Raw genomic sequence first — 12,598 nt, 5'->3', positions numbered from 1 at the left:
TTGGCGAGCCGCGTTTTTGCAAACACTGCGTTTTTCGATTGGACGGAAAGGAATTTTCCTGCTAGTTGGCTTTCCGCAATTTGGGGATATTTGTTTCCATGACTGAGGCACGGGCACTGCGACGACGCTGATCTTAGGGAAAGACGCTCACACGGCGTCATCGAGATCACTTGTCCTGTCCGCTCTTTTTCCACGGCTTCGGTCCTTTCATGTCTCAGCTCGAATTCCTGCACAAGCACGAACTTGTCTATCTCACCGAAGACGCGTCCCATGACGACGTCATCGAACTCATCAATGCGGAAGCTTTCGGGCCGGGCCGTCACACCCGTGCCGCCGCCCGGATCCGGGAGCAGGGGCCGCACGACCGCTCCTTGTCCTTCGTCTGCACCGATGATGGAGAGACGATCGCTTCGGTCCGGATGACCCCGGTTCTTGCCGGGGATGTAAAGGGCCATCTGCTGGGACCTCTCGCCGTGCGGCCGTCGCATAAAAATCGCGGCATCGGCCGCGAGCTGGTGCGGATTGCGATCGAGGCGGCGAAACGGAAGGGATCGGAAGCGGTGATCCTGGTGGGTGATCCGCCCTATTACAGCCCTCTCGGTTTCGAGAAGGTTGCGTATAACGCGCTCCAGTTCCCGGGGCCCGTGGATCCGAACCGGGTCCTCGTCGTACCCATTGCGGAAGACGTGCATACCCGTCTCAAGGGAACGATCGGCTGGCGTCCATAGCCCAAGTCCGCTAATCAACCTTTCCATTGGCCGGCAATGACTGCCGGGATGATTCGTCAACTCCGGGGGACAGGTGCATGACGGCAATCACGATGGACGACGCGCTGGACCGCGCCGGGGCGGGGACCTACCAGCGGCGATTGATGGGGATTTTTGGCCTCGTCTGGGCTGCGGATGCGATGCAGGTGCTGGCGGTCGGCTTCACCGCCGCCTCCATCGCGGCAACCTTCGGCCTGACGGTGCCTCAGGCATTGCAGACGGGCACGGCCTTCTTTTTCGGCATGCTTCTCGGTGCGATGGGTTTCGGCAGACTCGCCGACCGTATCGGCCGCCGCCGGGTGCTGATCGTGACCGTCGCCTGCGACGCTGTGTTCGGCACCCTTTCCATCTTCGCTCCGGACTTCACGATCCTCGTGATATTGCGCTTCCTGACCGGCGCTGCGGTCGGCGGCACACTGCCGGTGGATTATGCGATGATGGCGGAGTTCCTGCCGGCGAAGAACCGCGGGCGCTGGCTGGTGTTCCTCGAAGGGTTCTGGGCCGTCGGTACGCTGGTCGTGGCGCTCGCCGCTTGGGGGGCGAGCCTTGCCGGGGTAGCCGATGCCTGGCGCTATATCTTCGCGGTGACGGCAATTCCGGCTGTTGCGGGTATCGGCCTGCGGTTCCTGGTGCCGGAATCGCCGCTCTATCTCCTGCGTTCCGGCCGGAGTGACGAAGCCAAAGCGATCGTGGAGCGGATGCTCGTCGTCAACGGTCGGCCGCAGCTCGGAGCTGAAACCAGTCTCGTTTCGCCGCCGCCGGTGAAATCGACCGGCATCTTTTCGTCCGGACTGCGCCAGCGCAGCATCATGATCCTGGCGATCTGGTTTCTCGTGTCGGTGTCCTATTACGGCGTCTTCACCTGGATGCCGGCAAGGCTCGCCGGCGAAGGTTTCGGCTTCGTCCGCGGCTACGGTTTCCTGGTGCTCGTGGCGCTGGCGCAGCTTCCGGGTTATGCGCTCGCGGCCTACGGCGTCGAGAAATGGGGCCGCAAGCCGACCCTGATCGGTTTCTGCCTGCTGTCGGCGCTCGGTTGCCTGCTCTTCGTGATTGCCTCGGATGCCAGCCTCATCGCAGCGGCTCTGCTGCTGATGAGCTTTGCGCTGCTCGGCACCTGGGGCGCTCTCTACGCCTATACCCCGGAGCTTTATCCGACGGCGTCGCGTGCAACCGGCATGGGGGCGGCAGGCGCCATGGCCCGTCTCGGCGGCCTGCTCGCGCCGTCGCTGGTCGGTTATGTCGTGGTGCAGGGCCTCGGGCTCACCATCGGCATCTTTGCCGGACTGCTCGTGCTCGCCGCGCTTGCCGGGATCATGATCAATACGGAAACGCGCCAGACGTCGCTGACCTGAGGTGAGGGAAGGTCAAAAACGCTTTTGCAGCCAAGTGACAGAATGGCCTCCCGCAAGGCCGTTCAGGCTGCCGATGTCGACATAACCCTGTTTCCGGTAGACCCTCAAAGCGTCGGGGTTCATCGTATCGATATAGGCGCCGATGCAGCCCCGGGCGCGGGCTTCCGTTTCCGCCAAATCCAGCATGCGGGCGGCAAGGCCCTGGCCGCGCAGTTCATCGGGAACGTAAAGCATTGCCACATAGAGCCAGCCGCGGCCGGTATAGCCTGTCAATCCGCCGATCACCTTGCCTTCGGCGTTGTAGATCGGCACTGCAAGCTCCCGGCGGTCGCTCCTGCCGAACCTTTCGATATTGTAGGCCTTCAGTCGATCGAGGATGATTTCTTCTTCCTCGGGCGTGACCCCCTCGACCAATTTCAGTTCGATATCCATGCCGCCGGCGTCTTTGCGTAAAATTCCGTAAGCGGATGAATAACTCAAAGCGCCTTCTTGAGGAAGGTACGGGTCCGGCCACTCACAAAGCCGGGTAATTCGCCGAATGTCTCATAACCCTGACGCTTATAGGCTTCGAGGGCGACAGGATTGAAGGTGTCGATCCAGGCGCCATGGCAGCCGCGGCGGCGGGCTTCTTCCTCGGCCGTCCGAAGCAGCCGACCGGCCATACCATTGCCGCGCAGCGATTGCGGGATGAACAGCAGCTGGGTGAACAGCCAGCCCCAGGACGTGTAGCCGGAAAGACCGCCGATCACCTTTCTTTCTGGATCCCGGATCAGCACGGCCAGCGTCTGGCGTTCCGCCGCGCCCACTTCGCCTTCGTTGAAGGCGGTCAGCCCGTCCAGGATTACGGCAAGGTCCTCAGGCGAGGGCTCGGACGTCAGTTCAAGATCGGCCATGCTCAGCGCCCCTCGCGCCACCACATGGCAGCGACGGCAAAGAGGAGGGCGGAAAGCCCGGCAAAGCCGGCAAACAGCGGCAGCGTATCGATGCCGCGCAGCACGCTCTCGTCCGTCATGCGGATCACCATCCGGTCCGGGTCGTTGACGCGCACTTCACCGCGCACGGGCAGGATGTCCGGCAGCGATATTCCGTCCCCGGAGGCGACGCGCTTGACAAGGCCATGGGTTTTGTCGGCGTAGGGTTTCAGCGTGTTCTCGGTGGAGATCATCGCCTTGAATTCCGGCGCATCGACAGCGCCGACATGGACGAGGGTGGAAAACTCGCCACTGCTGACTTCGAAAAGGCCGGTTTCGTCCATCCGGCGCTCCAGCCGGTATTCGCCGGGGCCGGCGGAGGTCATAGGCACCGTCTCCGTGCGGCCGGAGGGATAACGAAGCCTGGCAGGACCCGGATCGTCGCCGATCGTCTGGCGTGTCGCCTCCAGCGTCCGGCCGAGGGCGCGAGCGGTCAATGCCTCTTCTTCGAGTTCCGGTTCCTTCATCAGCCAATGGGCGATGCGGCGGTAAAGCGAGACATGTGGCCCGCCCCCTTCGAAACCTCTCGCCCAGAGCCAGCCCTGGTCGGACAAGAGCATGGCGACGCGGCCTTCGCCTTGGCGGTTTAGCACGAGAAGCGGGCGGCTGCCGTCCCCTTCCATGACCGTCTGGCCCTGCGGCGTATTAACGTCAATGGTGCGGAACCAGCGGCCCCAGGCAGGCGGCGTCTGGTCCGATCCGTCCAGGCCGCGGGTGACGGGGTGTTTCTGGCCCGCTTCCGACAGATGCGGATAGAAAGCCGCGCTGTGGACCTCTCCAGTCGGTGCGGCGGGCAGAACCTGTTCGAGCGGAGTAGAGGCGATCGAATCTTCGCCAGCGTGCTCCGGACCTGCGGCGATCAGCAACGCGCCGCCGCTCTGCACATATTGGGCGATATAATCGTAATAGAGGATCGGCAACACGCCGCGATGCTTGTAGCGGTCGAAGATGATCAAGTCGAAATCCTTGATCTTCTCGACGAAAAGTTCGCGGGTGGGGAAGGCGATCAGCGACAGTTCGTTGATCGGTGTGCCGTCCTGCTTTTCCGGGGGCCGCAGGATGGTGAAATGGACGAGGTCGACCGAGGCATCCGATTTCAGGAGGTTGCGCCAGGCGCGCTCGCCGGCATGCGGTTCGCCGGACACCAGCAGGACGCGCAGGTTCTGCCGAATGCCGTCGATGACGTGGACGGCGCGATTGTTGGCGGTCGTGACTTCGCCCGGCAATTCGGCAACGGAGAATTCCATGACGTTGTTGCCGCCGCGTGGAACCGTGAAGGCAAACGGCGTTTCGATGCCGGTGCGCGCCTGAAGCGTGGCGATCTGCTGGCCGTTCATCCGCACCGTCACCTGGGCGGCGTTGCTGCCGGAACGGCCGTCGTCGAAGACGCGCAGCGTCAGTTCCTGTTCTTCGCCGACAATGCCGAAGCGGGGCGCACGCACCACCTCGACGCGGCGGTCGAACTCATCCGGCTGGCCGGTGATGAGACCATGGACGGGAGCGTTGAAGCCGAGGTTCTGATTGATGCCGGGAAGGTCATGGATCTGGCCGTCGGTCAGGAAAACCGCGCCGCCGATGCGTGCCGGGGGAACATCGGAAATGGCAGAACGCAGGGCGGTAAAGAGCTTCGTCGAGGGCGTGTCCGAATTTTCGTCGTCAGCGACATCGACCACCCTTGTCTCGATCCGCGGATATCGCGAGAACCGGTCGTTCAGGCTGGCGAGAGCCTCGTCGGTCTGCTCCTTACGCCCCGCGGTCTCCTGGCTTTGCGAGCGGTCTACAATGATCGGAACCACGGTCGAGAGCTGTTCCCGATCCTCCTGCATCAGGGTCGGATTGGCGAGCGCCAGAAGCAGCGCGGCAAGTGCCAGCGTGCGCAGCGTGGCTCCGCGCACGCCGCGCCAGAATGCGAGGCCGGCGAGGATAAGCGCCAGCACACCGAGAGCGGCAAGAACCGGCCAGGAGAAGAAGGGGGAGAATTCGATGGTCATCGGCTGCTCCCTTACTGGCCAAGACGCTCAAGCAGCGCCGGGACATGCACCTGATCGGCTTTGTAGTTGCCGGTCAGCATGTACATCATGATGTTGACGCCGGCGCGATAGGCGTATTCGCGCTGCATCTCATCGGGCGGCACCGTGGGCAATACGGGCGCTCCCTGCGGGTCGATGGCCCAGGCCCCTGCGAGATCATTGCCGGTGATGAGGAGCGGTGTGACGCCGTCGCCCGAAGACGACAGCTGGGCGCCGGTGTTTCTCGCCTCCTGCCGCGCCTCGACCCAGAGCGGACTGCCGGTATAGCGGCCCGGAAAATTGGTGAGCAGGTAGAATGAGCGCGTAAGGACATGATCCTCGGGCGTCGGCTCTAGCGGCGGTATGTCGATATTGGCAAGGATTGCCTGCAGGCGCTCGCCGTTCGGCGTTGTCCCGCCACCGTCGAGTGCGGAGTACTGGTCTCGCGTGTCGAAAAGAACGGTGCCGCCGTTGCGCATATAGGCATCGATGCGGGAAATCGCTGCCTGCGAGGGCATCGGCGCGTTGGCGGAAATCGGCCAGTAGATGATCGGATAGAAGGACAGGTCATCCTTGGTGATATCAAGCCCGACCGGCGCGCCGGGTTCGAGCGTGGTGCGATAGGTCAGGAACTGGCCGAGCCCTTCCAGCCCCTGTTCCGACAGGTTGTCGACGTCGGCCTCGCCGGTGACGACATAGGCCAGATGGGTGGTGTCCAGCCGCTCGAGGATCTGCTCGTCCCCTGGCTTGGCTCCCGCCCCCGGCGGCATGTCCTGCGCCATCATCCGGCCGGGTGCAAAAGTGAGGAGGCCCAAGGCAAGGGTCGCGACAATCGCGGCTGCAGCCGCGCCGCGATTTCGTCGCACGCCACCGCGGGCGAAGGCGCCATTCATGAACAGCACGATGAAGCTGTCGAGCACCAGCAGCGCGAAGGCTGCGGCAAACAGGGCAGGGCGGAGCGAAATGGCTTCACCGCCAGCCAGCCCTTCGCGCGCCACCGCTGCGCCGACAGGCGTCACATCGAAGGGCGCGATGACGGTTTTCGGAGCCAGCAGGTTGACGGCGGTAAAGCCGTCTTCGGTGCCATAGAGGCCCGGGGGATGATCGAAACTGGCGACCGGGGTCTCGTTGGCAGCGACGGCGATCGGCCGGGCGGTTCCGGTTTCGGTGGTCAGGATGCCGTCTGCGGTCAAAAGGCGATAGGGCGGCAAGGTTGCTGCCGCGCCATCCGAGGCCGGGCCGGAGGATGCGGCGCCGCCGGCGCGGGCGATCTGCACGAGACGGCGCAACATCTCCACGAAATTGCCTGACAGCGGCAGGTTGGACCAGGTTGCCTCGGCGGTGGTATGGACGAGGACGATGCGGCCGGCCTCGACTTCCTTGGTGGTGACAAGGGGGGTGCCGTCGGCGAGGCTCGCCCAGGTACGCTCGGCGAGATCCGGCGTCGGCTCGGCAAGAACCTGCCGCGTGACGGTGATATCCGTCGCCCGCGGCATGCCGGCGAAAGGACCGAAACTCGGGAAGTCGGCAAGCGGCTGGGGTTCGGACCAGGACATGGCACCGCCGAGCGCGCGCTCGCCCTGGCGGAGGATGACCGGAACCAGCGGGTCGTCGGAAGGCGCTGCGGCCAGGCGCGGTCCGGCAAAGCGGATCAACGTACCGCCACGGGAGATCCATTGCTGCAGCGGCGCATAGGTTTCCGCCGGCAGGCGGCCGACATCGGCCAGGATAATGGCGGAAGGATTGCCTTCGAGGATCTGCGGGATGGAGACGGACAGATCGGCGGTATTCGGCTGGATGACGTCCGCATAGGGCTGCAGTGCCCGGCTGATGTAATAGAGCGGCTGCAGGAGCGGCTGGAAATCACTGCCGCTCTCGCCGGCGAGAAGCGCGACGCGCCGGCGCTTGAAGCCGTCGTCGAGCAGGTGGGCCGAGCCTGCCGTTGCCAGGCCGTCGAGACCTAGGCGGGCAAAGTCGTTGCGAAGCTCGAAGGGCGAGGCGATCTCGGCCGTGGCGGTCGCGGCGCCGGCGGCAAATTCGAACGTTCCGGAGGCGAGTGCCCGGCCTTGCGCGTCTAGCGCATTGACCGCCAACTGCTGCGGCGCTCCGGTGGTAAGACGAGTGGCCGTGACCGACATCGCGCCGGCATTGTTGACCGCGTCGGTGATTGCCACGGCGCTCCGGCCGTCGCCCTCGATGAGGCGCAATTGGGCGGGTGAAAGCGCTGCCAGAACCGACAGTGCTTCGGCGTCCTGAGGGGCGGCCACGCCGTCCGACATCACGACGAGTGTTCCGGGACGGTTTCCGTTCATCGCTTCGCTGATGGCCTCGGCGGCGCGGGCGCGATCGGGAACCAGAGGCTTCGGGCGTGCTGCGGCGAGCTTTTCGCGGGCGGCTGCGGCGGTGCCGGGGACGGCGTCGTGGCTGGGATCGGCCGTAAAGGCGATGGAGACCGGCACATCGGCGCTTTCTGCGTCGTCGACCAGAAGATTTGCCGTCTGGACGCGCCGTTCCCAATCGGCGGCACTTGCCCAGCCGTTGTCGATGACGAGCACCAGCGGGCCGTCGGTATTCAACGAGTTGACACGCGGATTCATCACCGGATCGGCAATCGCCAATATCACGGCGGTGGCAAGAGCCATGCGCAGGAGCGTCAGCCACCAGGGGCTCTTCGAGGGCGTTTCTTCGCGCTTCAGGACGCTCGCCAGGATCTTCAGCGGCGGGAAGACCTCCGTCTTCGGGCGCGGCGGCGTGAGCCTCAGCAGCCACCAGATGACCGGAAGAGCGATCAGGCCGAAGAGGATGGCGGGGTTTGCAAAGATCAAACCGCTCATGCCCTGCCTCCCGGTTTCTGTGCCGGCAGGCCGGACAGATAGCCATGCACGGCGACGAGCGCTTCGGAAGCGAGATGATCGGTCCGGTGGAAGACGAAGCTCCATCCGAGCCGGCGCAGCCCATCGCCAAGGGCCATGCGCCGGGCGAGATAGGCGCGCTGATAATCCTCGCGGATCATTTCTGCGCGGCCAGAGACCAGCCTTTCACCGGTTTCCGGGTCGGTGAACTCGGTACGGCCGGCATAGGGGAAGGTTTCCTCGGCCGGATCGGCGATCTCGACTACGTGACCGCGCAGGCCGCGACGGCCGAGCGGCGTGATACGCTCCATCACCCTATCGGCATCATCCAGAAAATCGCCGATCAGGACGATATCGCTGTGGCCACGAATCATGCTGGTTTCCGGCAGCCCGGTGGTCAACGGGGCGTGCATGATGGCGGCGGCAAGCCGCTCCGCGGCATTGCGTGCCGAAACGGGCTCCATGATGCCGGGACACCCGATGCGCTCCCCGGAGCGGGCAAGGATTTCGGCAAGCGCCAGCATCAGCACCAGCGCACGGCTTTCCTTTGAAACCAGTGCCAGCGTCGACTTGTACATCATGGAGGGAGACATGTCGGCCCAGAGCCAGACTGTGTGGGCTGCCTCCCATTCCCGGTCGCGGACATAGGTGTGGTCGTCGCGGGCGGAACGCCGCCAGTCGATGCGCGAAAGGCTTTCGCCTTCCGCATAGGGCCTGAACTGCCAAAAATTTTCGCCGATGCCGCGTTTGCGGCGTCCATGCCAGCCCGCAATCACCGTATTGGCGATACGTTTTGCCTCCACCATGCAGTCAGGTACCAGTATGGCACGCGCTTGGGCGCGGGAGAGAACTTCGCTACTCGGTGTCTGCTCTACGATCTGGCCGATGGATGCCACGCATTGTCCTTTCTAACCCGACGGAGGCTATCCGCGCGCCTGCTTCACTAGGCCGCCGATCACGTCGCGTACCGACATGCCTTCTGCTCGCGCCGCGAAGGTGAGCGCCATGCGGTGCTCGAGGACGGGTTCGGCGAGTGCATAGACGTCGTCCAGCGAAGGCGCCAGCCGCCCTTCGTAGAGGGCGCGGGCACGGGCGGTCAGCATTAACGACTGCCCGGCGCGCGGGCCCGGACCCCAGGCGACATGCTTGTCGGTCGAGGCATTGCCGTGTCCGGGGCGTGCGGAGCGAACCAGCGACAGGATCGCATCCACGACCTTGTCGCTTACCGGCATCTGACGGATGAGCACCTGGATCTCCTGCAGGCGGGCAGAATCGATGATGCCCCGCGGCTTTGCTTCCGAAAGCCCAGTGGTTTCGAGCAGGATCTGCCGTTCGGCGGCAAGTTCGGGATAAAGCACGTCGACCTGCAGCAGGAAACGGTCGAGCTGTGCTTCCGGCAGCGGATAAGTGCCTTCCTGCTCCAGCGGATTCTGCGTCGCGAGCACGTGGAAGGGGGCGGGCAGATCATATCGCTGGCCCGCCACCGTGATATGATATTCCTGCATGGACTGAAGTAGCGCCGACTGGGTGCGCGGCGAGGCGCGGTTGATCTCGTCAGCCATCAGGAGCTGGGCAAAGACCGGACCCTTGACGAAGCGGAAGGAACGGCGTCCGGCATCGTCGGTATCCATCACTTCCGAGCCGAGGATATCCGACGGCATAAGGTCCGGTGTGAACTGGATGCGGTTGGAGTGGAGACCGAGGACCGCGCCAAGGGTGCTGACCAGCTTGGTCTTGGCGAGGCCCGGCACACCGACCAGCAGCGCATGGCCGCCGGAAAGCACCGCAAGCAGCGTATTTTCGACCACCTTTTCCTGCCCGAAGATCACCTTGGCGACTTCGGCGCGGATAGCGGCGATATCGGCAAGCGCATTTTCGGCGGCCGCGATGATGGCTTTTTCGTCCAGGACTGCTTCGGTGGAATTCATCATGCCCATGTCGTTCTCCATCATCCGGAACCGGCAGGCTCAGCCGGGTGGTCGTCGGCCGGCGGCGAATCGCTGCGGTGCAGCGCAGACCTCATCTGATCAAACTTATTACCCGAAACATGGCTGACAAGCTCGTTTCGAATGACTATCTCGTGAGGAACATTTGCTTCAGTGATTGATTACGGTTCAACCGGGACTGAAAGATGGCAGCGCAGACGATAAATTCCGCATCCGATGCGGCGGGGCTCGCCGCCCTGATTTCGCGCGCCTCGGAACAGAAGGGGGCGGGAAAAACCGGTCTTCCGCCGGTGGAGAAGTGGAATCCGCCTTTTTGCGGCGATATCGACATGGAGATCCGTGCCGATGGCACCTGGTATTACATGGGAACTCCGATCGGCCGGGCGCCGCTCGTCAGGCTCTTCTCGACGGTTCTGCGCAAGGATGAGGACGGCAGAACCTATCTCGTAACACCTGTGGAAAAGGTCGGCATCCGGATCGCCGACGCGCCCTTCCTGGCGGTCGAGATGCAGGTCACGCTGCGTGAGGGCCGTCAGATCCTCACGTTCAGGACAAATGTCGGTGACGTGGTGGAGGCGGGTGCGGGACATCCGATCCGCTTCGCGATATCAGGCGATAATCGCGAACTCAAACCCTATCTGCTGGTGCGCGGCCGGCTGGAGGCATTGGTGTCGCGGGCGGTGATGTACGATCTCGTGGAGCTCGGCGAGCCCGTGGTGGTGGATGGCGTCGAAATGTTCTCCGTTCGGTCCGGCGGTCAGACTTTCCCCGTGATGCCGGCAGCAGAACTGGATGCCTTGGCGCGATGAATGGATTTGCTCCCTATTCCGCCGCGGATTTTCGTAGGCGGGCACTGAACCAGAATGGCGGTCCGGTGGATCATGCCTGGCGCGACCACGGCGACCACCTTCTCAATCCCGGACTGGTGGACTTCGCTTCTGGCCTGAAATTGAAAGATGCCGCCGTGCTTGTGCCTGTCGTAGACGATGGCGACGAGGCCAAGGTCATCCTTACGCAACGGACATCGACTCTACGGAAGCACTCAGGTCAGATCGCTTTTCCCGGCGGAGCGATCGATCCCGAGGACGTCTCGCCGGAACAGGCGGCGCTGCGCGAGGCGGAGGAGGAAATCGGTCTCGACCGGTCTTTCGTCGAGCCGCTTTCCCGCTTGCCGACCTATTATGCCGCGACGGGGTTTCGCATCACGCCGGTGCTTTCGCTGGTCAGACGCGGCTTCGAGCTGAAACCAAATCCGACCGAGGTGGACGATGTCTTCGAAGTGCCGCTGTCGTTCCTCATGGACGAGGCGAACCATCAACGCGGCAGCCGCGTGTGGGATGGGCATGAGCGGCATTTCTATCTGATGCCCTATGAGGAGCGGAACATCTGGGGCATAACCGCCGGCATTCTGCGAACGCTTTACGAAAGGCTCTATGCATGACCTCGGTTGCCAACGAGGCCTGGTTTCAGGACCCGGCGCTGCAACGTGTGCTTAAGCTATTGAATGCCGATGGCGGCGAGGCTCGCGTTGCGGGCGGGGCGGTTCGTAATGCGCTGATGGGACTGCCGGTTGCCGATATAGACATCGCCACCACGCTTCTGCCGGAACAGGTCATGGAACGGGCGACGGAGGCCGGCATCAAGGCGGTGCCGACCGGGATCGAGCATGGCACGGTAACGCTCGTCGCCAACCACCATCCATTCGAGGTGACGACCCTGCGGCGCGACGTCGAGACCGATGGACGGCGCGCCAAGGTGGCGTTTGGTACCGGCTGGCAGGAAGACGCGGAAAGGCGCGACCTGACGATCAATGCGCTTTATGCCGACGTGAAGGGCGAGGTGATCGATCTTGTCGACGGTCTGCCGGATATCGAAAGGCGCATGGTCCGCTTTATCGGGGACCCCGCGCAAAGGATCGCCGAAGACCATCTGCGGATCCTGCGTTTCTTCCGCTTTTTTGCTCATTACGGGTCCGGCCGGCCTGATGCGGAGGGGCTGAGAGCCTGCGCGCGGGCCAAAGACAAGCTTGCGGCGCTTTCGGCGGAGCGGGTATGGGCCGAAACGAAAAAGCTGCTTTCCGCCGCCGATCCCTCCCGCGCATTGCTCTGGATGCGGCAGGTCGGCGTGCTGACGGAAATCCTTCCTGAAACGGAAAAATGGGGGATCGACAATATCCACCCTCTTGTCGCCACAGAGCAGGCACTGGGCTGGGTAGCCGATCCAATGCTGAGGCTCGCGGCAACCGTGCCTCCGGATGCGGAACGGCTGGAGGGGCTCGCAAAGCGCCTCAGGATGTCGAATGCCGAGGCAGCGAAGCTGACTGGCTGGGCCAGTGCTCCCATGCCGCCGGACGACATCACGGACGTGGTTTTCGACCGGCTGCTTTACCGCCACGGCACAGAAGGCGTCAAAATGCGGCTCAAGCTCGGCCTGTCCCTGGCGCGGGCAGGAGCGCAGGGCGACACGGCTGGGATGCGCAGATCAGCGCGTCTGTCGACGCTTCTTGAAAGGGCCGAGAGATATCAAAAGCCGATCTTCCCGTTTGGAGGCGCAGACGTCATTGCCGCCGGAGTGCCGTCGGGAAAACGTGTGGGCGAAATCCTCAATCAGTTGGAAGAGTTCTGGATCGAGCGCAATTTCAACCCCGACCGGGCAACGCTTGCCGCCCGGCTCGGCGAGATGATCCGCAAATCCCTCTAAC

General features: G+C 63.6%; 11 protein-coding genes. 5 read left to right on the top strand and 6 right to left on the bottom strand.

Features of this window, described 5'->3' with window-relative positions:
* Positions 1-227 precede the first annotated feature (227 nt).
* Together EDE09_RS04240 and EDE09_RS04235 are read left to right on the top strand one after the other, a co-directional pair.
* On the top strand, positions 228-728 hold the full coding sequence (locus EDE09_RS04240) for an N-acetyltransferase (protein ID WP_132409321.1): 501 nt from the start codon (positions 228-230) through the stop codon (positions 726-728).
* 77 nt (positions 729-805) lie between these two features.
* Positions 806-2,119 carry an MFS transporter gene (locus EDE09_RS04235; protein ID WP_132409079.1) on the top strand — a complete coding sequence of 438 codons (1,314 nt, stop codon included), beginning with the start codon at positions 806-808 and terminating at the stop codon, positions 2,117-2,119.
* A 12-nt stretch (positions 2,120-2,131) separates the two neighbouring features.
* Here the strand turns inward: EDE09_RS04235 and EDE09_RS04230 are convergent, their stop codons facing one another.
* Genes EDE09_RS04230 through EDE09_RS04205 form a run of 6 tightly spaced genes read right to left on the bottom strand, consistent with a single transcriptional unit; the run spans position 2,132 to position 9,888 of the window.
* On the bottom strand, positions 2,132-2,551 hold the full coding sequence (locus EDE09_RS04230; protein WP_132409077.1) for a GNAT family N-acetyltransferase: 420 nt from the start codon (positions 2,549-2,551) through the stop codon (positions 2,132-2,134).
* Positions 2,552-2,595: 44 nt separating this feature from the next.
* Positions 2,596-3,012: a GNAT family N-acetyltransferase gene (locus tag EDE09_RS04225; RefSeq protein ID WP_112800913.1), complete on the bottom strand. Its 417-nt coding sequence runs from the start codon at positions 3,010-3,012 to the stop codon at positions 2,596-2,598.
* 2 nt (positions 3,013-3,014) lie between these two features.
* A complete protein-coding gene (locus tag EDE09_RS04220; protein WP_132409075.1) occupies positions 3,015-5,081 on the bottom strand; it encodes a hypothetical protein in 2,067 nt (688 codons plus the stop codon).
* Between the two features lie 11 nt (positions 5,082-5,092).
* Positions 5,093-7,933, bottom strand: a complete 2,841-nt coding sequence (locus EDE09_RS04215) for a DUF4159 domain-containing protein (protein ID WP_132409073.1) — start codon at positions 7,931-7,933, stop codon at positions 5,093-5,095.
* On the bottom strand, positions 7,930-8,847 hold the full coding sequence (locus EDE09_RS04210) for a DUF58 domain-containing protein (RefSeq protein ID WP_105370308.1): 918 nt from the start codon (positions 8,845-8,847) through the stop codon (positions 7,930-7,932). Before EDE09_RS04210 ends, EDE09_RS04215 begins: the two co-directional genes overlap by 4 nt.
* Positions 8,848-8,874: 27 nt before the next feature.
* Positions 8,875-9,888: a MoxR family ATPase gene (locus EDE09_RS04205; protein ID WP_105370307.1), complete on the bottom strand. Its 1,014-nt coding sequence runs from the start codon at positions 9,886-9,888 to the stop codon at positions 8,875-8,877.
* A 194-nt stretch (positions 9,889-10,082) separates the two neighbouring features.
* Here EDE09_RS04205 and EDE09_RS04200 point away from each other — a divergent pair, with 194 nt between their 5' ends.
* The 3 genes from EDE09_RS04200 to EDE09_RS04190 are packed head-to-tail and all read left to right on the top strand — an operon-like array spanning position 10,083 to position 12,597.
* Positions 10,083-10,706, top strand: coding sequence for a DUF1285 domain-containing protein (locus tag EDE09_RS04200; RefSeq protein WP_132409071.1), 624 nt, complete (start codon positions 10,083-10,085; stop codon positions 10,704-10,706).
* Positions 10,703-11,338: a CoA pyrophosphatase gene (locus EDE09_RS04195; protein ID WP_132409069.1), complete on the top strand. Its 636-nt coding sequence runs from the start codon at positions 10,703-10,705 to the stop codon at positions 11,336-11,338. Before EDE09_RS04200 ends, EDE09_RS04195 begins: the two co-directional genes overlap by 4 nt.
* Positions 11,335-12,597 carry a CCA tRNA nucleotidyltransferase gene (locus EDE09_RS04190; RefSeq protein WP_112800921.1) on the top strand — a complete coding sequence of 421 codons (1,263 nt, stop codon included), beginning with the start codon at positions 11,335-11,337 and terminating at the stop codon, positions 12,595-12,597. The genes EDE09_RS04195 and EDE09_RS04190 overlap by 4 nt, the downstream gene beginning before the upstream one ends.
* Position 12,598 lies beyond the last annotated feature (1 nt).

Source organism: Neorhizobium sp. S3-V5DH, assembly GCF_004343065.1.
Lineage (GTDB): Bacteria > Pseudomonadota > Alphaproteobacteria > Rhizobiales > Rhizobiaceae > Neorhizobium > Neorhizobium huautlense.
Note: the sequence above shows the minus strand (reverse complement) of the source record. Positions and strands in the feature narration are given on the sequence as shown.